Source organism: Vibrio penaeicida, from assembly GCF_030689305.1.
Taxonomy (GTDB): domain Bacteria; phylum Pseudomonadota; class Gammaproteobacteria; order Enterobacterales; family Vibrionaceae; genus Vibrio; species Vibrio penaeicida_B.
On record NZ_JAUYVM010000004.1, the window covers coordinates 111,387 to 134,044 of the forward strand.

Here is a 22,658-nt window from a genome sequence, read left to right on the forward strand (position 1 = left end):
GGCACTTCTTCAGGCTATAGCCTCAAGGAGCAATCACCACCGCCCTAGGCGGTGGTTTTGAGGAGCCAATAAAACAAGCGGTTTTGAAACAAACAGCTCTGAAACGCAACTAAGTTCCGAACAGACGTAATTATATGGATATTGAATACACACTAGGTCTCTTGTCTTTTGTCACCTCAATGATGGCGGGTGTCATTGGTTTTGGGGGAGGGATGTTACTGATCGCCATATTGCCTACGTTTCTGCCACCCAGTCAGATCATCCCCATACATGGTATTACTCAGTTAGCGAGCAACTCTTCAAGAATGCTCTTCTCTTTAAAAGACGTACAGTGGGCGTTACTTCCCAAATTTTTAATGGGATCACTGGTCGGCGTAGCGCTGTTTGGGTACTTGTTATCGAATATATCGATGGAGTATGTTCCGGTTGGAATCGGGCTCTATATTCTACTCAATCTTTGGAGCCAACGATTTTCGAAGTTTATTAGCCGATACGAAAGTTATTACCTGATTGGAATGATCCAAACAGGGCTGGGTTTGATTGTTGGGGCTACAGGGCCTTTGTCTCTTTCCGTATTAACAAAAGAACTAAAATCAAAAGATCACATAATCGCCACCAGCTCCATGTTCATGACCATCAGCCATCTAGCCAAAATCCCGGTATTTATGGTGATAGGTACCTCTCTTTTCGGTTCTGTTCAACTTCTTATTTACATGGTGATTGGCTCTATTCTTGGTTCATTTGTGGGGACAAAGTTAAGAATAGCGGCGAAGAACGAAAAGCTTATTATTTGGATCAAAATTTTGCTCACCGCCATGGCAATCAAAATAGTCGTCGTTGCTTTCCTAACGCTAATATAAGTACACAATTACGATTGACATATTCCCCCTGATTAATGCAACATCAATTGCATACATACTTCTAGCGTAAGCTACGAATAACTCAAGAGAATTTCATGGAAGTATCGCTCAAAAATATAGGTCTGAAATCCCGCCATATTCTGGAAAACCTCTTTCCTCTTTATATCTACGACATGTCTGAATACATGGGGTGGAACCCCAATCAAGATGGTTTATATACTTACAATAATTCTAATTTTGATGTTTATTGGAATAAAAAAGATCACACACCGTATTTTATCTGTGTTGATGGTGACATTGCAGGGTTTGTGCTGGTTCGAAAGTATCCAACAAAAGTGAGTGTCTACGATATTGAACAGTTTTTCGTTTTGCGAAAATACAAAAGAAAAGGCGTCGGTAAAAAGGCTATCGCACAAGTTTTGAAACACTACCCAGGTGAATGGCAGATAAGAGTGCTGATTGAAAATTTAGGCGCATTGGCGTTTTGGGAAGCGGCAATTACGAATGCGATAGGGCGTAAATACACATTAGATAAAAACATCGACGTAGATAAAGAAATGCACTTCATACGGTTCAACGTTCAAATATAGGTAACAAATAGAAAACAGACGAATTCGGTTGGTACCTCCTACGGTCGAGATTGCACCTAAAATGCTCGAAGCGGTAATTGAAAGCAAAAAAGAACTCGAAGAATATCTTCCTTGGGTGCAGTACGCCTTAACTCTCGAGCAAGCGACGAAAAGCGCGCGAGAGGCGGTAGAAAAGTATGAGAACTTTGTTGGTGACGTTCGTTACAGCATTATTTGCAAGGAATCAGGAATACTGCTTGGTGCGATAGGATTGATCATTAAAGATCAGTCTGTGCCTTTTTATGAAATAGGGTATTGGTTGAGAACCTCTGCTGCGGGCAAAGGTATAATGACAGAAGCCGTTGCGCTACTTGAAACTTATGCTTTTGAAGAACTAGGTGCAAACCGCATTGAAATTAAAGCTGCAGAGTCAAACCAACGCAGTTGGATGGTCGCGAAACGATGTGGCTATCAACTTGAAGCTACAATGAAAAATACGCGCAGACTTAGAAACGGAAATTTGGATAACACCGTAATATACGCAAAAACTTTGTCGTAACAGGACAAGAGCGGTGAGACACGTTGGCATTGAAACGAGGGAATGAATATGAAAACGGCTTTGATAACTGGTGGCTCAAAAGGCATTGGTTTAGAGATGGTACTTCGATACGTTGAGCAAGGCTTTCAAGTGATAACTTGCTCAAGAAATAAAAGCGGTTGGGATGAATCCTTGCGTCAGTACCCAATTCTCGAAGCCGTCGATTACCATGTTACCGATATTTCAGATGAAGCAGCATTAAAAACGTTGTTTGGACATGTGGCTCAGCGTTACGGCAAACTCGACATTGCTGTGAATAATGCGTCGCCAGCGATAGGGTCTCTTGGGCAATTCCACACCGTCGACTCCGAAAAGCTAAAAGACACGCTGAATCACGATTTTTGGGCACAAGCACTCTGTTTACAAAGCGAGCTCAATTTAATGTCAGAAGGCGCAGCAATAGTGAATGTGAGTTCTATAAATGGGTTAAGACCAACGCCTAACGCTTCAATGTACAGCGCGGCTAAACATGCGATTGAGGGGTTAACGCGTTCTTTAGCGATTGAAAATATTGAGCGCGGAATACGCATCAATGCCGTCGCCCCTGGTGTCACTTGGACCCCTCGGTGGGAGGAAAGAGCGAAAACAGACCCCAATATCAGAGAGAGTGTATCTCAAGCTGTTCCCATGAAACGATTCGCCAAAACGGAAGAAGTCGCCGATGCGATAGAGTTTCTGCTCTCCGATAAGGCAAGTTATATTGTCGGGCACACACTCGTTGTGGATGGCGGCATTACGCTAAGTTAGTAGTGAGTTAAAGAGTTATATAAGGTATATTTTGAAGATTGTTGTATAGCATTGGTGAGTGCGATCGAGATTAATTGATTTAACAGTCAATCCATATACGATCACAGCTTTATAAACTGTTTCAAAGCCGAGCCAAGTGCTCGGTTTTTTACTTCCACACAAAGTATGCGATCAAATCCCCATCAAATTCATAACAGCTGCTTAATAATGGAGAAAAACAAATATAAGGAAGTAAGCAATGTTGTTATTGATTTTAGGTATTTTCATATGGAGCGTGATCCATTACGTCCCGTCACTCACCCCGCAGGTAAAAGTTAACCTTATCGAGAAGGTCGGTCCTAACGGTTACAAAGGCATTTTTTCATTGGTGGTTATCGCTGGATTACTGATGATCATATTCGGCTGGCGTAGTACCGTACCGAATTACTTGTACGTCCTTGGTCCGGAATTTCGTGGGTTAACCATGTTACTCATGCTGGTGGGTTTTATTCTGTTTGGCGCTGCTCAAGGAAAAACTCGATTGAAGCAGTACATTCGTCACCCTCAATTGATGAGTGTGATCGTTTGGTCTGTGGCGCACTTACTTAGCAATGGAGAGCAGCGTTCTGTTGTTTTGTTTGGTGGATTAGCACTTTGGGCAGTCATCCAAATCATGCTTATCAATCGAAGAGAGGGCGAGTGGGTTAAGCCAGCTATTCCCCCTGTCTCACAAGAAATAAAAACGCACGCAATCAGTTTGGTTCTCTACTTTATTACTGCTTTTTTCCTACACGTTTACTTAACGGGTATCCCTCTTAAATAATGTAAAAAATCGTGTTGACGCTCTCTCAATACAGGAATACTATCCGCCTGTATTGGGGAGTAGTCTACTAAGAACTCTTAGTTTGTATGTCGTCATCCCGTTAAGCGTTCGCTTTTCCGGCATACAAAAGTATAAGCCCTTACCAGCTTTCACTCTGACGAGACCAACGCATTCATTTGCCAGAATTGTCTTAATCATTTTATTTGGTTAAGCAGGTTTTGGTTGGTTTGCGAGGGTGCACGTCTATAAGCCGTCTCTTCGCAATTAACTGTGTTGTGAAATGAGGTGTTTAATGAGTCCTTTTGCTTATTTTGCATTTGGTGCGCTGACTTTAATGTTGGTGTGTGTTGATATTTGGCAAACTCGTGGCGGTAATATTACAGTAAGAAAAGCCGCGATTTGGAGTGTTATTTGGGTATTGGTTGCCTTGGCATTTGGCGTATCTATTCTGTATTTTTGGGAATGGTACGCACCAGAGAGCGCGTATACCTCAAGTAAAGCAGCTACCGCGTTTTTTACTGGATACCTGTTAGAGAAATCGCTTAGTGTCGATAACCTTTTCGTGTTTGCGATTATCTTTCACCAATACTTAGTGCCAGAAAATTTGCGTCCGAGAGCACTGCTTTTAGGCGTAATAGGAGCACTCATCTTACGCGCTGTGATGATCGCGATTGGCGTACAATTGCTAGAACAATTTCATTGGGTTTTGTACTTGTTTGCCGCTTTCCTGATTTGGACAGGCTATAAGCTAACGCAGCCTGAAGAGCAAGAAGCATTAAGCCCGCTGCCGGAAAGGATCATTCGTAAGTTTGCCAGAGTATCCAAGGATTACAAAGGCAATGCGCTGTACATAAGAGATAACCTAGGGCTCATATTGACGCCCATGGCGATCGTCATAGCAATGATCGCAATGATGGACGTGATGTTCGCTCTGGATTCGATTCCAGCCATATTTGCCGTAACGCGTGAGCCATTTCTCGTCTTGGCTGCAAATGTGTTCGCTTTACTTGGGCTGCGTTCTCTCTATTTTGTTTTGCAAGGCATGATGGAGAAGTTCGTATACCTTAAGCCGGCATTAGCCTTCATCATGATTTTTATCGGTATAAAGATGCTATTGGTTGAAACAGAGTGGGCAATTCCAACGCAAGTATCACTTGGTGTGCTTGTCACGGTGATGGGAAGTGCAATCTTGGCATCGATTATAAAGTCTAGGAAAGACTCGGTAGAAGTTTTAACAGATGAAGTTTGAACCGATAAAGTTTAAACAGAGATATCTAACATAGAACCAATCATGTCGTTGGAGCGAGAAACAACACTTGCTCCAACACTGTTGTAGCTTTTGGCTTGATTGAGTTTGGCGGCAGCTTCGACGTAATCAGATTCGTCTCTGCTTTCATTGGTGATTTCTTCTTGTCTGGTGTCGCGCTCTTCTTCAGCGCTAGGTAGGCGGTTGAATGATTCTTGGTAGTCGGCTTCAGTTTCACGCACGGCATCGGTTTCTTGAATTTCTTCTGCGTGTTCTGAAGCTCTAATTTCTTCGTCGGGCTGAACTTCTTGTATTCGCTCATCTTCTGCCATTTTTTCCGTGCGAGCTTTTTCAAGACGAGCTTCTTCATTGAGCTCCTCTGTTGCTTGCTTTGCCATGGTTCTCGACTGCTGGAGAATGACATGACCGGAATGTATCGATGAGACTGGCATTGATCGTTACCTCAGAATCTACTTAAAGGTTAAACTTTAGCCAGTAAAAGTTCAACTTTATGGGGTAATTACTCTTTAAAAAGGTGACAAATCGCCTCGATTTCTTCAGGAGTAAGCTCAATTTGAGTCCCGTTTTTGTCTAGCTTCCCTTCTATTTCCGTTTGTAAGTCTTTCAATTGAGCAGGAGTCAACTCCAGAACCTTACTCCTCAATTGTTCATACTGATGCTGTGGCATTTTTCTTCTTCCAACCTTAATGATAGTCAATGTCTCATTTGCACCGATAGCGAAACTTTGTGCGCTAAATACTAACGCGACCTACATTAAGAGCATCGAAATCTTCGTTTGTTCAATTTTTGTCAGAAAATGAGTAAATAATAAAAGATATGTGATCTTTACCCACAAACACATTTGTGGGAAGTGACAATGCAGAAAGTAGAGTGCGGCGAAGGGAGTGCATAGATCCGCAAATGGAAAGGTATGCTAGAGAGTCTGTTAAAGCGTATGAGACAAAATATCCCAAAAATTCAGGTCCGCGAACGCGGACCTGTTGTTTGTAGCCTTGATCTTAAGAGGGATCAGTAAACATTCAAGGACGCATCTACCTTGTATGTTTGACCCTTCGTTGTGTTGACAGTAATTGATTGACCATTGTAGCGGACCGTCAGTGGCTTACCTGCTTCAGACTTAATCGCGGCTTCAACGAGTACACCGTTTTTCCACTCTAGGTTAGTTAGGGTAAACCCGCGACGAGCTCGTAGACCTTCAACTTTGCCTTCTGTCCATGTGTCTGGAACAGAGGGCAACAGATCAATACTGCCACGGTGCGATTGCATGAGCATTTCTGCAACGACTGCACCACCACCAAATAGACCATCAACTTGGGTAACACCCGTAACATTCACTGTCAGGTCGGGGTAGGAGTGGCTGCTGATTACGTTTTCAAGCTGCTGGTATGCGCGAGGCGTTTCACCTAGGCGTGCCCAAACATATCCTCGCCAAGGCGATGCCCAGCCAGTTCCGCCACTACCACGGTTTTCCATCGAGGTCACAACTGCAGCACGTACTGTGCTGTCTTCTAAATCCAAACTCCATCCTGGTCCTGCTCCATATAGATGGGAAATGTGGCGGTGTTGATCGCTCTCTTTGTCAATGTCTTCATACCATTCCTGAATGCGTCCTAAACGACCGATAGGAGCAGGGTTTGGCAGCCTGCTCTTAATCGATTGCCAGTTGCTTCGAAGGGAAGAGTCTGTATTCAGAGTGGTCGATGCTTCAATCACAATGTCGTACAACTGATGAAGAAGTTGAACATCCATTGTTGGCATCAACTGCAGGTCTGAATCTCTGCCTTCTGGTTTGTTTTCAGGGCTTGTGGACCAAGTATGAACCAATTCATCATTACCAGAGTCCGGATGGGTTTGCAGCAGTTCATCAAAGAATAGCGCTGCCCCCTTCAATGTCGGGTAAATTTCGCGTAGGAAATTGATATCTGGGTTATAGAGGTAGTGCTCCCATAGGTTCATGGAAATCCAAGTTCCCCCCTGAACCCACTGACCGTGGATGCCTCTGACAGGTGGTGAATTACGCCACATATCTGATGCAATATGTGCGACCCATCCGCCATTGTCGATACCGTAAATTTCCTTAGCATAACCTTTGTTTTGCTCTGCCAATTCATAAATAAATTGGAACAAGGGTTTGTGAGCTTCTACTAGGTTAAGGTTTTCTGCAGCCATGTAATTCATAGCTAAGTTGATATCTAGGTGGTAGTCACTCCACCACAATGGATGGGTTTTGTCATTCCAGCGACCTTGTAAGTTTGCGGGCTCACTATTAAACGATGATGAAAGCAGCGCATAGCGAGAATACTGCGTCAACAAGGCAGCCATATGCTGGTCAGAATCATTGCGGAAGTTTTTCCTGCGCAAGTCTGTTGGTGTATCACCATTCTCCTTACCCGGAAAATCGAAATTCAGCGTTTGGAACATCGGTTGATAGACAGACAAGTGGCGAGCCAACAGATTATCAAAATTTCGTGACATCATGCTATTTGCTGTCAGATGCTCATCTACCTGCGCTTTCTCATCAGTGGTAAGTGCCTTGTAATCAGTAACGTTAGTATCAACGGCCGACCATATTTGTACTTCGGTTGTTCCACGCACTATGACCTTGTCGTCAACAACGTCGATTTCACCATCAACTGCTTTAATGATGGTTTTAGAACGGAATTTCACTTCTCCAGGTACGATATACAGCTCATTTCCGTCGGTGTTTTGACCGTCCATTATTATTTCAGCACTCAGCACCGTTCGTTTCCGAGTTGACACAGTAATCGGTAGCGGCGAATCATAACTGAACGAGAGATCCTGCACACCACCATCCACTTTAAAGCGAGAGACCATCACTGGGTCTTTGAAACTGGTAAAGGTCTCGCGGGTGTGCTGGGCACCTTTGCTGTCGATAAAGCTAACTTCCGCAACAGCGGTATTGATATCCAGTGCACGACGGTAATTGGAAACGTCGCCGGAAACGTCTGTCGCAACACGCAGGTTACCAGCCAGCTGGTAATGAATTGGGCGCTGACGGCGGAAGTGATCTTTGAACAGCTGATTGGTTGTGGGGTAGTCTTTGTTAAACACAGACTGGATCATCTGATCACGAATGTCTTGAGATACTTCCTTGCTGTGGAAGAAAGGTGAGCCAGCCCAGATTTGATGTTCGTTAATGAGAAAACGCTCCTCTTCTACGCCACCATACACGGATATACCTATCGGACCATTACCAAGGTGAACAGATTCCTGAAGCACCGTTGCTGGTTGGGTATACCACAACATCCAGTCGGAACCATTCGGCTTACCAATCAAGTCTGATGGGCATCCACCGTGTTGACAGAATCCAGCGTAACTTAGTGAGATCCCTTGGCTTGTTGGCTGGAACTCAACACGTAGCTTACTGTAGAGATTTTGGTCCGGAACGCCGAAGTAGCTTGGTGTATCCGTCAGCGTCTGGTCAAATTTCACATCCACTAAGGTCCAGTTTTCACCATCCAATGAACCCCAAACAGTCCAAGATAAAGTTTGCTCGCCAACATCGCTTGGTGCACGTAACGCGTAGCTATTAAGGCTACTTACCGCGCTATTTGCAGCAGAGAACAACACTGTAGCTGGTGCATTGATATCACCAGCGCTTTGCCAGTTGTCGGTGTTATCAACTGTAGTGAGGGGATTGGTTGAGTCGTTATTGCCTGGTGTCTGTATACTAAAACGGTCTGTCTGCAAGTTATGAGGCTCATTGGACGCGAGGCTACTACAGTTTACTGGACACAAGACAAACTCAGAGAGTTGGAGGTCATCGCCATTCTGAGACGTTCCAATCAGACGATAGTGACGGTATGTGCCAAACCAACGGGTGGAAAATGTCTGGGTCTGATAGCGGTTTTCAAAGGTGATGTCATTGCGGGTATCAAGTGTTCTCCACTCACTGCCATCGTTTGAACCTTGCAGTTGCCAGTTGGCTGGGTCTCTACTTGGAACATCTCCGGCTGAAGTAATTTGGTACTGGCGAGCGCCATACCCTTTGCCGTTTTCAAGATCGACTTGAAGCCAATGTTCACTTCCACCTCGACCGGTATACCATTTACTGTATACGCCACCGTTTAATGTCGTCTCCGGTCCTTGGTGAACAGGTCCCTGCATATCAGCAGAAGCATTAGCTCCTATGGTAAGCGCCGATTTAAGACGTGGGTTATCAGCCTCATTACATTGAAGCTGGCAAAGCGCAATATCGGTGAGTTGATAGAATGTATCACCACCATTAGACTGGAGAGGTAGCCGATAACGGGAATAGGCTTGGGCGTCAGCAATATTAAAATGGCGGGTCTGCTTGCGTGAATCAAAGGATTGATTAGCACGTATATCCAACACTTCCCAATTGCGACCGTTATCAGAACCTTCAAGTACCCAAGAGGTTGGATCTCGTGAAGGAACATCGTTCCCAGAAGTAAGGGAATAGTAACGGACAGCTTTGGTTTTTGCTTGTGGAAGAATCATTGAAATGATTGGTGTGTCATCGCCTCGGCGAGAGATCCACTTCGTTACTTCATCCCCATCGATTAATGCATCAGCAGATTGTCCGCCTAGTGCCCACTCGGATGAAGCTTCGATGGCTCCTTGATACATCAGGTTGTTGGCTGTGATCCCTTGATTGCCATCGTTCACATTACAGAATATTTCGCAAAGAGCGACTTCCGCAAACTGGACTTGATCACCACTTTTAGGTGTTATAGCCAAGCGATATTGACCGTATGCTTCCTCATTAGTGAATTGATAAGTTTTCGGCCAGTGGCGATCGGGAAAATACTGATCGGTTCGTGAATCTAAAGTCGTCCAGTTGCTACCGTCGTTTGTACCTTGGAGTTGCCAAGACTCTGGGTCTCGTTGAGGTGCGTCGTTACCTGAAATCAGCGTGTAAGAACGGATAGGGCGAGTCACACCTTCGGGCAAGTCAATATTGTAAATTGCTTGTCCCGACGTTCTAGCACTAAGCCATTTGGTTGAAAGGTCGCTGTCACCACCTTGTCCCGACGTTCTAGCACTAAGCCATTTGGTTGAAAGGTCGCTGTCACCACCTTGTGCTGAAGTTTCATTACTGTTGGCCGAATCTGCATCGACGCTGGCGTAATGAACCCAGTTAAGGCTGCCGCCAACAGTTGCACTTTCCCTGGCTGTTTTCAGTCGGAAAATTTCCACTTCACCTAGAGAGAGGTACGACGAATTGTCTTTAAGAATTTTAAGGTAGCGAAATGTGCTTGAAAGGTTGAACTGTGTCTGCGTATCTGTTGAATCTACACGGTAGACGTTTGTATCATTGCTTGAGGTTGCCTGATCTAGCGTTACAGAGTCTAAAGGGGTATTTGATGTGAGAACGTAAAATTCTCCAAGTCGATTACTGCAACAATCCGTCCGATTCCAAATCCGAACTTTCTCGATATTCTCCGATTGACCCAAATCGACTGTCCACCAAGGCTTGGATTCAAAACTAGTATGGGTAATAGAGTGTTGTTGATACACACCGGATGTATTGCCGTCTACGGCAGAAAACGAGTATCCATTAAAAGCCGTAGAGCTTTGTTTAGTGACTTTCCCTTTTGCTGAATTAAAGTAGAGTTCTCCTTGTTGGCTAAACTGAGCTATTTCTTCGTTGCTGTCTTTCGATATTGATTGCACAGGCAAGCCATAAGCTTGCGTACTTAGCAACCCAAACAACAGAAATATCCCGTAGAAGTTATTTATCTTCGGTTGAAATCCTTTCATATTTTGTCGTTCCTAATTTTTTTGCTATACGACAGTAGGCGTATAGCATTACAAAGATTTCAAATGTGAAATCTTTCTATATATATAAAATAAAACAATCTTGTCACATTTGAATTTTAAATATAAATCATAATTTCAAATTAGAAATTACCGGTACCGTTACATTTGAGTTACATAACACAATATTTTCATTTTTCAGAAAGAATTGTTAATAAATATCAAAGATATTAATAGTTAACATTGTAAATTCTGTGGTTATATGTTTGGTGATTACGTAATGCATTGTTTTTTATATAAAATATCTTATTTGGGGGTTTTAAATTTGGTATTTTCAATTCAATTGATTGATAAAAATCTGGATGCTGTGCATAAAGGATTTCAGATGTAGATGGTGCAACGTTGTTACCTGAGAAGAGATGGTGCGCTACATCGAATGCCAGCTGTTAGAACGACTGAAAAGTGCGATAAGGCTTTTTGTGATTTTATAAGGTCAAATTGCTACGTGGGCATAAAATGTATGCCCTTGTAGCTTCGTTCGTGGAGGGGAGATCTCTAAGATATTCAGGTAGAGCCGAGTCCTGAATAGCCGATAAGATTTCTGACGTTCGAGTTTATACGTTGAACCAGCTATTGAGCGCTATTCGGGACTCTTACCGCAATTTTCGCCGCTAACGAATGAAGCTCAGGTAGCATTCGATAGATCAAATGAAGCTGTTGCAAGACCAACCGAGCTGAGCTTTCATCTTCATCTCGCCATTCACTTAAGCGCTTTTCAATATCTGTTTCTTCGATAACGGAAGTATCACATTCTTCACATTGGTCATTCAGCTGTTTATGAAGGATCTCAAGGTGCTTGTGAATGGCTCTGTGCGAATCCAAAACAAGCTGGTGGATAGTCTCATCTTGTAAACGCGTTCGGTGGGCACCCAAAGCAGAAACATAGCTGAGCAATGCGTGATTCAAGGTAAGGAAGCGAAAACTCTCGTCGACGGCAGACCGATATTTACCAGGTTCAACCAGCATATTGCTGATTGAAGAACTCAGGCTCGCATCTTTATTGTGAGCATCACGTCGCGAAATGCGGTATGCCAATGTGTCTTTTTTCCCAACTCTATACTGACCAATAATTTGGGCGAGATAGCTTTGGTTGGCGATAACTGATTCTGCCATCACTTTGTGCAATCGTTTCGAGTGCCAATCCGGCAAGATAAATGCAACAGCCAGTACCGCCAAAGCGCACCCGATCAACGTATCTGTTAAACGAGGCAGCACAACGGCAAACCCTTCACCCAATTGGTTGAAACAAAACAGGACTAATAGGGTAATAAAGGCGGTAGCAAAACCGTAATTATTAATACGAAAGGCAAAAAACGAAATACCGGAAAGGACGATAAAAACGAGCTGGCTCTCTAACGAAGGGAAAAACGTGAGCAGCGGAACACCGACCAGCAAACCTGCAATTGTTCCAATAACTCGCGCCGTCAGTTTTTGTCTAGTTGCACTGTAGTTTGGCTGGCATACAAAAAGGGTGGTGAGTAAGATCCAATATCCTTTATCAATGTCGAAAGCTTGAATCAAACCATATCCAGCGGTTAAAGCAATCGACATTCTAACCGCGTGACGGAAAAGGATGGAGCTAGGTGTCATGTTGCTTTTAATCCGTAACCACATCGCTTTGGGGGTATGTGCGGTGGTATCATCTAGTACATCGTCCTCTGCGTTTTGCTTAACGTCGGGGTTGCTGACATTGCTAAGTTGCTTTTCAACTGTTGATAGATTTCTGAATAGATAACTTAACTGGCTAAGAGAGAGGGACCAATCTGTTCTTTTCTGTTCCTGCAAAAACAAAATTGAATCGTTAAGTTCATTTAAGGCTTCAGTGTTTTTGTCGTCGTGATCGTATTGATTACCTAAGTGCAGAGATTTGGATATCTGTCGACAGGCGTTTGCCTGTGTTTGCAGCAGGTGTTTAAAGCGAAAGAGCACGTCGCTGTGTTTGAACTGGTCCGCAAGGTCTTGATAGCGGTAGTGAGTGGAACTGACTCGCTCATGAATGTCTTGCGCAAGGAAGTAAATGTTGAGAAACCGGTCGCTCGGGCCGTCTATATGTCCACGCTTAGAACGAGACAGTAATGTTGCTTTACACTGGTTCAGAGAAGTGACCGTTGCGGCGTTTAAGCTGGCTTCACGAATTCGGTGTGGTTGAGGTGCCAAATTGGTCACAGGGTGGAATAGCTCACTTTTGGCGTCCAAATAATTGGCCAGTTCTTCAAATACATTGCCTAAGCTCTGTTGCACGGGCTGCATTGGCCAAAATATTTGCCAAATCATGGAAATAAAGTAATACCAAGCCGAACCCGCTAAAAGCATAACGGGTTGAAACCATATATTGGGGCTTTCGTGAGCGCCTAGCATGGTATATATCGCGATCAATAGCGAACCGAAGGCAATACTGGCGTAGCGAGGACCTATCGCTCCTAGCATGATAAAAGCAAAGGTTGACGCGAATAATCCAATGGCGAAAAAAATGGGGAGATCAAACAGAAGCTCAATGGAAAACGCTGCGATGGCAAAACAGACAAAGGTGAGAATAAGCGCACGCATTCTTCCCCAAAAGCTGTCGTCCGTTTCTGCGAGAGCAGCGGCAATTATGCCTAAGATTAGTGGGACAATGGCCGTATTTTGTTCGTAAAACCAGCAAGGGATAACAACCCCAATAAGGGCAATAGTGATGCGAATGCTGTAATTAATGGTTTTGTTAGACCAGTAGTGGCGAAAAATAGTCAATAGAGGCACAGTTTATAATTTCTTGTTTTGTCAAAGGGAACACGCAGTAGTGTAACTAACGACATTATCAAGGATATGACCTAGCACCAAGAAAAAGTGTGTATGCTGAATTAATAGCCGATGAGCTGAGACTTAGCGTTGTTCTACAACCCGGTGTGATTTAAGATTCCCCATAGACGAAATAATACCGAATCAGGGTTCACTCAATGCAACTAGCGGCATCACGATCTGCCAAATTTTTAATTCAGACGGAATACAATGAAGTCAGTGTCGAAGACGACAAACTGGTTTTGAACTCCGCGCAAAGTGAAGAGCATATTCCCTTTTCGGTATGGGATGGCTCTATTACATTGAAGCGTGGTTTAGTCTGGGGCAGTTTAGTTTTTCATGCTCATGAAAAAAACAGCACTCAACAAGCTTGGTTGGTGCAAGGCTTACCTTGGGCGGACTGCAACGCCTTTATTCAATACGCTCAGAAAGAATATTCTGATTGGCATTATCACCAATGCCAGAGCCTAAACGAAAAACTGCCCGCATGGCGCGAAGCGCTTACCCTAATTAGAAATCAACCTTCTTACCTACAAACCTCCCAACTTCAAAGCTGGACGGACAGCGTCGTCAACGATTTCTCTTTGTTAAATATGAGTTTAGAAGAAGCGGAGCAACGAATGCCCAAAGCGATGGTTGAGGTATCAGACTGGTTAGGTAATGGGGCTGAGAATCAGAAATCACGTAATTTAGACTGGCTAGAGAAAGAACGTGAATATTGGCAAGTCTTGTTTGCACAGTGCGAATCGAGCCCGCTTAACCTTTCTCAACAACAAGCTGTTTTGATGAACAATGACCACAACCTGATACTGGCAGGAGCGGGAACGGGTAAAACAAGTGTCCTCACGGCTCGTGTATCTTATTTACTTCAAAGCCATCAAGCCAAACCAGAAGAATTGCTAATGGTGGCGTTTGGGCGTGATGCGGTAGACGAAATGCGTCAGCGCTTAGAAAGCAAGTTAGGAAGTGATGGGCATGCCATAACGGTAAAAACATTTCATCAGTTAGGGTTAGAAATCATTCGTCATGTTGAAAATGAGTCGATAGAAATTACGCCACTGGCAACCAACGACAGCATGAAGCAAGCGTGGTGTGTTCAATGGTTAAAACAACATTGGGCAACGCAGAATCAATTTAAACGCTGGCAAAAACATCTTTCTCAATGGCCGATAGCCTATTTAAAAGGGGATGAAGAGCTAGGATCCCAGTCTGAGAACCCTAAACTCATTGCGTGGTTACAAAAACAGCTAGAACAGTTGTGTGCAATGAACATGGGTAAAAAGCAAATACAGCAGCGTATTATCGACCATGAAGACTATTCCCGTTTAAACAGTGAATTGCAGCTTGTTTGGCCAAGTTATCAAGCGTGGAGCCAAATGCTGAAAGACAACAACCAGATCGATTTTCACACCATGATCACTAAGGCAACTAAATACGTTGCGAGTGGCAAGTATCGACCTCAGTGGCGCTATGTCATGGTCGATGAATATCAAGATATTTCACCTGCTCGACTTGAATTGTTGGAGGCGATTTGCCACCAGCCAAAAACGAAGCAGCAGGCTTCTCTATACGCTGTAGGAGACGATTGGCAGGCGATTTATCGGTTTGCTGGTGCTGATGTGAGCCTAACAACGGACTTCGATTCTCGATTCCCTGGTGCTTCTATCCATTACTTGGATACCACATACCGCTTTAACAATATGCTTGGGGAAGTCGCTAATAAGTTCATACAACAAAACCCATCTCAATTGCATAAAAATGTGACAAGCCACAAGATGGTGAAACAAAAATCTATTACTTTGTTGCATATGTCTATACTTGAGAAATCCCTTCTGGAACTAGACAAAAAACAGACCTCAAAAAAAGAGGTATTACTGCTAGGACGTAACCATTACCACTGTCCAGAGCAATTAAAAGATTGGCAAAAATCTTGCTCTAACTTGGACATAAAGTTTATGACATGCCATGCAAGTAAAGGTCAGGAAGCGGATTTTGTCTTTATTTTGAGTGTTGATGAAGGTCAGTTCCCTGCGATGGAACGACAACACCATCTCGATAGTGCACTTATTCAAACCCAAGATACTTATGCCCATGCTGAGGAGCGTCGTTTGTTTTACGTTGCTTTGACTCGGGCAAAATCTAAAGCGTGGGTAATGTACGGTGCTCAACCTTCTGTATTTGTAGAAGAATTGAGAGGAGGAGGTTACCCCGTTATCAAAAAATAACTAGGCTAGGATAACCATGAATATCGGGATTTTTATCTATGAATACGCAGAACCCATCGACTTTACTGGTCCTTACGAAGTGTTTGCGACGGCTAATAAATTCGCAGCAAACTTCGACGCGCAGTTCCTCCCTTATCTGATCAGTGAATCCGGCGATACCATTACCGCAAGGCATGGCTATCAAGTGGTTCCACATCGCTCCATCCATAACCATCCAGAATTAGATGTACTGATTGTTTCAGGAGGTGTGTACTCTCATGAAATGAAAAACAGTCGAGTGATCCGCTGGCTTCAGGAGCAATCAACGAAAGTCAAAATTGTTTCTTCGGTGTGTAATGGCGTATTTTTACTTGCTCAAGCGAAATTGCTTATCGACAGGCGTGTAACGGTTCATAAACAGCATTTAGATGATCTCGCACAGCAATTTCCAGATGTGAAACTTGTTAAAGACGTTCGTTGGGTAGAGGATGGAGAAATCATCACTTCTGCAGGAATGACAGCAGGGATAGACATGAGTTTACAACTTGTATCTCGACTTTCAAAAATGGAGCTTGCCTTAAAAACTGCAGATCAGCTCGACTTTAATTGGAGAAGCAAACATGTCGTCGCCTATTGACTTTGAACATCATTCAATCAATTACATAGAATTTGCTGCGAACAATCTAAAAGAAACCAAGTTGTTTTTTGAGCAAGCGTTTCAGTGGGTGTTTACAGATTATGGGGAAGAGTACACCGCTTTTACCGCTAAGGGTTTAATGGGCGGATTCTTTCAGTCGAATGTTGTAAGCGCAACAAACACTGGGGCGCCGCTTCTTGTTTTGTTCAGCACTGATCTTGAAAGTTCTTTCGAGGTCGTTAAATCCCAAGGCGTAGAAATAACACGACCTATTTTTGAGTTCCCTGGCGGGCGTCGATTTCAATTTAAGGAACCCAGTGGTAATGAATTAGCTATATGGGGTGAATAGCAAAAAATCTGACACCCTATGATATGCATTAAATTTATTATCTATGAGACATTCGGCTGTGATTTACTAGTACGAACAATGCGCAAGCACAGTTTGTCTTGCAAAATCACAGCCTTTTCTTTATATGCGGCTCAAATGCACTGAGTATAATTGCTTGCGAAAGATGAAAGGCGTTAAGAATCTCGAAAGGAATTGAGTATGAAAAAGTCAGCCCGACTACTATTAATGATATCAACCTTATTCTCTTTACCCATTCTATGGCTATCACCAGCGCATTCGGCGCACCATCACTACCTGTTAGATTCTAATGTTTCATCGGTAAACTTTGCGACCATCAAGAAGCAGTACATCGTTGAGCCTGCTGAATTCACGGAAATTGATGGCAGAATCGAAGCGAGTGGCGAGTTCACCTTAGAGATCGAATTGGCATCTGTAGACACTATTGTTCCTATTCGTAACCAGAGGTTGAGTGAGCTTTTTTTCGATGCGGGTAAACATCCCAAAGCAACATTGAAAGGTAAGGTTGACCTCACGGAAGTATCAAGCCTTGCTGAACCTACCATCAAGAATATTGAAGCTACGTTAAATTTCTACGGAATGGATAAGAAAGTGACGTTGTCTCTTTTGGTGTTCAACACGCCTCGGTATATTGTCGTTAGCTCGGTCAAGCCTGTTATTGTTAGTGCAGCAAGCTTTGGCGTACCAGAAGCAAACTTAACAGCGCTGTCTGAAACCGTAGGAGCGATTGCTATTTCACCTACTGTTTCAGTTAACGCTTCACTGGTATTTAAAAGGAAATAATACCTTCCCCAGATATCGGATATATCTTTTTCAAGTAAAAACGCCGAATGACGATCATTCGGCGTTTTTACTATGTTTACCGGCTAGCTTGCAGCTGGATATGAGCGCACTAACTTGTGCTGTTATCCCAACCTGATTTATTCTGTCATCGAGGCTGAGTTAGGTTCGTTTTGCTAGATACGCATCGTAGTCGGGGATTTCTATATCCACTTCTTCATTGAGTAAAGTGGAGGCAAATAGAAAGTTAGCTGTCGCTCGGTTGGTTGCCACAGGAATATTCCAAACACTCGCAATGCGCAGAAGCGCCTTTACATCAGGATCATGTGGTACGGCATTGAGTGGGTCCCAAAAGAATACCATTAGGTCAATTTTCCCTTCTGATATTAACGCACCCAATTGTTGGTCCCCGCCCATTGGTCCGCTTATCAAACTTTTAATGGCCAAGCCTGTTTCTTTACTGAGCATGTGACCTGTGGTCCCGGTAGCATAAAGAAAGTGCCCTTGAAGCTTTTCTTTGTTCTCTGTTACCCAGCGCAGCAATTCTGGTTTGTGATTATCATGCGCAACCAGAGCAATATTTTTATGAGCGGGCATTTTTCTTATTGTTTTTTGCATTCTTAACTCCATGAATGATTCGCTTCGCTATTGTGCCAACGTTTTATGACAAAACACAACAAACGGTAAGCAATTCTGCAAACTAGCGCGAGCATGCCTCTAATTGGCATCAGGAGTTGGTGACCACATATAGACAGGACGATATTCAGCAGGTGATAACGAATCTAAAACGATTTGTTTTGGTACATCCCCTGCGGTAAGTGCCTCGATTTTAGGGGTGTATACTGAATCGTAGGGCTCATCTCGAAGAAAACGCGTTGCCTGCGTGATCGATGTTTTTCCTTGTAGAACCATCTTATCAGTAGGGGCGAATTCGACTCTATCTCGTCTTAAGCCGCGATAAATTCCGTGGCTCAAATAAGTCGCAACCAACTTAACGTCTTTACGTTCGGCAATGCGAACCTCACTGATTGCTGCTTCTATCGCTACAGCACTGCCAACGATGTATTCAACGTTATTCTCTTCTAAAACATGCTGCACTAGGTTACGCTGTAACTCTTTGTCGTTGTCTTCCCACATCGATACAGCAACCTCGACATCGCTTTCTTTAATTGCATCAAGAAAACCTTGCTCAACGGGCTTTGTTCCACCTCTTTGCTTAGGACCAGGCAGCCAAGCAATGCGAACTTTCCCGCTGCCTTTAGGGTGTAAACCTTTTAAGTATTGACCGGTCTCGTAACCCATGTTGTACCAATCCACACCAACGTATCCATATACTGCGTTTTTTGTTTCAGCATTCGTTTTGAGTTGGTTTACGGTTTGAAATACAGGAATACCTTGAGCCAGGAGGTTAAGATTGTTTTGGTATGCACTTGGTGAGACAGTGCCCAATATGATCGCTTGAGCGCCCCAAGAGCGGCACTCTTGAATTTGCTGTGTTTGGCGCGCGATATTAGGGTAGCCGCCAGACTCCAACACCTTCAATTCGACTTGCTGTTTCTTCGCTTCTTCAACCATGCCATAGTTAACGGAAAGCCAATACGAATCTTTCAGGTGAGGGTAAATTGCGCAGATTTTTTCCATAGCCAAAACTGGAAAAGCAGATAAGATCAAACTTCCAGAAACTAAGATAGAGTAGTGTATAGCGCGTATAGGCACTGACGATGAAAAATGTGTGAGTGTTTTTAGCATGATGGTTAGTATCTACTGGGTAATCACGGCAAAATATAACTGAATACCGCATCTTGCGGTAGCTTGAATATAAACACAATGTTTACTGTTGAATTCTATTTTTTCACTTGAGGCAACTATGTTGTTATCCCCCTCGAGTATAGGCAGTAAGCTTCTATACTCCTTTATCGCGATCGCATCTCTGATGGTTATGGCATCTGTCATTGGAATTGCTGGCTTTTCACTCGTCGCAAAAACGGAGCGGCAGGTAACCAATGATGCGATCCCAGCCATGTTAGAAGCGCGTCAGGTGTCGGAATTGAGCTCGCGTATCGTTTATTCCGCACAGCTGCTCTCTAATTCCGAGAATTCAGAGGAAGTGAAGCGGTATGGTCAAATGTTGTTCTCTGAACTCAATCAACTCCTTTCACATATCAAGCTACTTGGCTCAGATTCTTTCGATAATACCTTGCTTGACCGCTTAGAGTTTAACGTTCAAAGCATCATAGATAATCTCGCGGAACTGGGGCTTTCCGTTGAAAAACGGCTAAAGCTTACCCGAGAGATTGGTCATTCAGTGGAATTAATGCGTTTGAAAGCCGATGAACTTGAAGGTTTAGCTCGTACACAGGTATTGAATTCTAGCACTGTAGCTGTTGCCAATGTTGCCCATGTTTATGACCTACTAGAAAACAACGATTCCGAATTGGCTTATAAGGCGTTGGACACCTTAGTTGAAGTGGATATGGATCTGACGGAAAGGCTACACGAGCTTCATTTGCTGGCTTATCGATTACTCACCCAGATTGAAGAAGTAAAAAGTGTCACGGTATTCCCACGTATCCAAGAGTTGAAAACCCAGTTCGATTCAAACCTTACTATCATGGAACGCCGAGTTCGGTCGGTAGAAGATCCAACTCGCTCCGTGAAAATGAGCGCTCTGATTGATGACTTACAAGCCAGTAATCAGATCTTTGAGCTGCTTATGCAAAGGCACCAAAATGAAGAATTAGCAAACGGTTTGAACGCCAAGACTCATGAGCTATTTGCTCAATTAAACAATATTGTTAACCAATTGGTGGACTCTTCTAATAAGAGTTCTTCGATTGCGATTGCCAATGTATCTCAAACTCTCAATATGGCGCAATGGACACTGATTTTGCTCTCGATTTTAGGGCTTTTCATCGTGGGAATCATTATTTGGAAAGTGGTTTATCAATCTGTGGTTGTACGTTTGAACCAGTACTCTTCCGCTTTATTTTCTGTTGCTGAAGGACGCCTCGATATCGACATGAAAGTACACGGGCAGGATGAGTTGGCAGATATGGGGCGGGCAATATTGGTTACTCGTGATACCGCTCAAACGCTAAAAGTTGTTGCAGAGGCTGAAGCGCAAGCCAAACAGGAATTGGAGCGACATAAAGAGCATCTTGAAGAAATCGTTGACCATCGCACTGTAGAACTAAAGAACACCAACCAAAAACTTAACCTTGAAGTCCTTAATCATGCCAAGGCGAGAAATGAAGCTGAGCGAGCGAATCGTGCGAAATCGGCGTTTCTTGCCACCATCAGCCATGAAATAAGAACCCCTTTGAACGGTGTACTTGGCACGGCCAATCTTCTTAAAGAAACACCACTGACCGATGAACAGCATCAATATACAGACATCATTGATCGAAGTGGTACGAGTTTGTTAAACATCATTAATGATGTGTTGGATTACTCAAAAATTGAAGCTGGGCATTTAAAAGTGGTGCCAAGAAATTTTGACTTGGTCAGTTTGGTTGGTGATGTCACTCAAATGCTATCGAGCCGAGCAATGGAAAAAGGGCTGCAAGTCTACCAAGAAGTACAAACGGACATCGGACGTTATTTTATCGGCGATTCGATAAGGATATGCCAAGTTTTGACCAATTTAGTGGGGAATGCCGTTAAGTTTACCCAAGAAGGTGAAATCGATATTTACGTTGGTCGAGACAAACAGTACCCGGAACAGATCTATTTTGAAATCTCCGATACTGGTATCGGGATTGAACAATCATCGCGAGATACTTTATTCGATGCGTTCACCCAAGCGTCTGGAGGGGAAAATCAGGTAGGTGGAACGGGATTAGGCTTAGCCATTAGCAAGAAACTGGTAGAAGCCATGGGTGGGGAAATTGGCCTGCATTCTGAACTGGACGAAGGTAGCCGGTTTTGGTTTCGTCTGCCCCTTGAAGTTGGCAGTGAAGAATGCGAAGTTAAAGAGGCATCTATTTCTTTGAATACCAGACAAGCTAAGGTGCTATTGGTTGAAGATAATCCAGTTAACTGTGTGGTTGCAGAAGGATTTTTGCAACACCTAGGGCACAACGTTGTTACCGTGATGACTGGCTTGGAAGCAGAGCAAAGAATACAGCTTGAAGCTTTTGATATTGTTATGTTGGATATCAATTTACCAGATTGTAATGGCGTCGATTTACTAGGCCGGCTTAGAAATATTGAACGGGAAAAGTCTGTGGGTATCGGTGGTGAACTGACACCAATGATAGCGGTGTCTGCGCATGTGTTTGATGAAGAAGTGACAGAATACCTAGCGGCCGGTTTTGATGCCTTTATCCCCAAACCAATAGAAAGAGAATTGCTCGCCATTACGTTAGCCAAAATGCTCGACGGCGAAGAATCTTCCGACAGTCTGCCAAAGTCTAATATGACCCTTTCTATTGATGCTGAGGAGAGCCTTAACAAACAAGATGAAGGTATAGCCGTTAGCAGTCAAGATGGCGTTATAGATGAGACATGCGAAGATATCCCAGACTTGATTGATGAAAATGTATTGAAGCAAGATGTCAAAGTACTAGGAAAGCAAAAAGTGCAGGAGTTCATCACTGTATTTGAGCATTCATCTTCCACAGAGTGGGCGAATATTCTAAATGCTGTACAAGAACGCGAACAAGAAAAAGTAGCGTCTATCGCTCACAAGTTAAAAGGTTCCGCTTCCAGTATGGGGCTCGTAGCACTGCGAAAAGAACTCGAACAAATTGAAATATCCAATCAACCGATTGAGCGCTTTGAAGCCACGCGTGGCGAACTGGAGTCGATACTTTCGAAGTCATTGGCAGCATTGAAAGCTCTAGATCTGTAGGTATAGGGCTTTTAAAAGAAACAAGGGAAGCAAAAGAAATACAGGAAGTAAATGAGATACAAATTAAAAACCCCGGAGCTTGCTAATCGGGGTTTTGATAAATGGCTATTATCGCCATTCGATTGAATCGTTTGGATAATGCGTATAGGTTAACTAACCTTAGTCGTCGGTTAAAAACGAGCCGCTTAACGCATAGGGATCTTCTTCCATTCCAAAAGCAATTCGACCTCTTAGTTGTTCCAGTTCATTTTCTAGCAAGTACATTTGGTCGAAATTTCCTTCGGAACATGCGATGAAAATCTGTTGTTCCAAGTCTTCAATTTTGTCTTGAATACCCATGTTAAATCCCCCCACTTTGGAATGATTCTCAGAGCGAATAACCCGAACAAAAGGGT

The 22,658-nt window shown here is 43.5% G+C and carries 18 protein-coding genes; 11 read left to right on the forward strand and 7 right to left on the reverse strand.

All coding sequences use genetic code 11. The features are described from left to right. Positions 1-134: 134 nt before the first annotated feature. From Q8W40_RS08585 to Q8W40_RS08610, 6 genes are all read left to right on the forward strand, one after another. Positions 135-860, forward strand: a complete 726-nt coding sequence (locus Q8W40_RS08585; RefSeq protein ID WP_305396774.1) for a sulfite exporter TauE/SafE family protein — start codon at positions 135-137, stop codon at positions 858-860. Positions 861-955: 95 nt separating this feature from the next. Beyond that, a complete protein-coding gene (locus tag Q8W40_RS08590) occupies positions 956-1,450 on the forward strand; it encodes a GNAT family N-acetyltransferase (RefSeq protein WP_305396775.1) in 495 nt (164 codons plus the stop codon). Positions 1,451-1,478: 28 nt separating this feature from the next. Next, positions 1,479-1,988, forward strand: coding sequence for a GNAT family N-acetyltransferase (locus tag Q8W40_RS08595; protein WP_370693373.1), 510 nt, complete (start codon positions 1,479-1,481; stop codon positions 1,986-1,988). A gap of 48 nt (positions 1,989-2,036) precedes the next feature. Then, entirely contained in the window at positions 2,037-2,774 is a 738-nt protein-coding gene (locus tag Q8W40_RS08600) for an SDR family NAD(P)-dependent oxidoreductase (RefSeq protein WP_305396776.1), read from the forward strand. Positions 2,775-3,012: 238 nt separating this feature from the next. After that, entirely contained in the window at positions 3,013-3,576 is a 564-nt protein-coding gene (locus Q8W40_RS08605) for an NnrU family protein (RefSeq protein WP_305396777.1), read from the forward strand. 292 nt (positions 3,577-3,868) lie between these two features. Continuing rightward, positions 3,869-4,825, forward strand: a complete 957-nt coding sequence (locus Q8W40_RS08610; protein WP_305396778.1) for a TerC/Alx family metal homeostasis membrane protein — start codon at positions 3,869-3,871, stop codon at positions 4,823-4,825. 11 nt (positions 4,826-4,836) lie between these two features. Here Q8W40_RS08610 and Q8W40_RS08615 read toward each other — a convergent pair whose 3' ends face one another. The 4 genes from Q8W40_RS08615 to yccS all read right to left on the reverse strand — a co-directional run bounded on the left by Q8W40_RS08615 (position 4,837) and on the right by yccS (position 13,384). Beyond that, positions 4,837-5,274, reverse strand: coding sequence for a hypothetical protein (locus tag Q8W40_RS08615; protein ID WP_305396779.1), 438 nt, complete (start codon positions 5,272-5,274; stop codon positions 4,837-4,839). Positions 5,275-5,342: 68 nt separating this feature from the next. Beyond that, a complete protein-coding gene (locus Q8W40_RS08620; protein ID WP_180958450.1) occupies positions 5,343-5,510 on the reverse strand; it encodes a hypothetical protein in 168 nt (55 codons plus the stop codon). Positions 5,511-5,851: 341 nt separating this feature from the next. Further along, entirely contained in the window at positions 5,852-10,588 is a 4,737-nt protein-coding gene (locus Q8W40_RS08625) for a glycosyl hydrolase family 95 catalytic domain-containing protein (RefSeq protein ID WP_305396780.1), read from the reverse strand. A 627-nt stretch (positions 10,589-11,215) separates the two neighbouring features. Further along, a complete protein-coding gene (gene yccS / locus Q8W40_RS08630) occupies positions 11,216-13,384 on the reverse strand; it encodes a YccS family putative transporter (protein ID WP_305396781.1) in 2,169 nt (722 codons plus the stop codon). Positions 13,385-13,581: 197 nt separating this feature from the next. On the opposite strand from yccS, the gene helD reads away from it, so the two are divergent. From helD to Q8W40_RS08650, 4 genes are all read left to right on the forward strand, one after another. Then, a complete protein-coding gene (gene helD, locus Q8W40_RS08635; RefSeq protein WP_305396782.1) occupies positions 13,582-15,648 on the forward strand; it encodes a DNA helicase IV in 2,067 nt (688 codons plus the stop codon). A 16-nt stretch (positions 15,649-15,664) separates the two neighbouring features. Continuing rightward, positions 15,665-16,264, forward strand: coding sequence for a DJ-1/PfpI family protein (locus tag Q8W40_RS08640; RefSeq protein ID WP_305396783.1), 600 nt, complete (start codon positions 15,665-15,667; stop codon positions 16,262-16,264). After that, positions 16,248-16,613 (forward strand): VOC family protein, encoded by a 366-nt coding sequence (locus Q8W40_RS08645; protein WP_305396784.1) that lies wholly within the window; start codon positions 16,248-16,250, stop codon positions 16,611-16,613. Before Q8W40_RS08640 ends, Q8W40_RS08645 begins: the two co-directional genes overlap by 17 nt. A gap of 198 nt (positions 16,614-16,811) precedes the next feature. After that, positions 16,812-17,414, forward strand: a complete 603-nt coding sequence (locus tag Q8W40_RS08650) for a YceI family protein (RefSeq protein ID WP_305396785.1) — start codon at positions 16,812-16,814, stop codon at positions 17,412-17,414. Positions 17,415-17,573: 159 nt separating this feature from the next. Here Q8W40_RS08650 and Q8W40_RS08655 read toward each other — a convergent pair whose 3' ends face one another. Continuing rightward, positions 17,574-18,029 carry a methylglyoxal synthase gene (locus Q8W40_RS08655; protein ID WP_126606482.1) on the reverse strand — a complete coding sequence of 152 codons (456 nt, stop codon included), beginning with the start codon at positions 18,027-18,029 and terminating at the stop codon, positions 17,574-17,576. Between the two features lie 99 nt (positions 18,030-18,128). After that, positions 18,129-19,127: a TMAO reductase system periplasmic protein TorT gene (gene torT, locus Q8W40_RS08660; RefSeq protein ID WP_370693376.1), complete on the reverse strand. Its 999-nt coding sequence runs from the start codon at positions 19,125-19,127 to the stop codon at positions 18,129-18,131. 151 nt (positions 19,128-19,278) lie between these two features. Here torT and torS point away from each other — a divergent pair, with 151 nt between their 5' ends. Next, complete coding sequence (torS, locus tag Q8W40_RS08665) at positions 19,279-22,263, forward strand: TMAO reductase system sensor histidine kinase/response regulator TorS (protein WP_305396787.1); 2,985 nt, start codon at positions 19,279-19,281, stop codon at positions 22,261-22,263. A 159-nt stretch (positions 22,264-22,422) separates the two neighbouring features. Here the strand turns inward: torS and Q8W40_RS08670 are convergent, their stop codons facing one another. After that, complete coding sequence (locus tag Q8W40_RS08670) at positions 22,423-22,602, reverse strand: hypothetical protein (protein WP_101112949.1); 180 nt, start codon at positions 22,600-22,602, stop codon at positions 22,423-22,425. Positions 22,603-22,658: the final 56 nt, after the last annotated feature.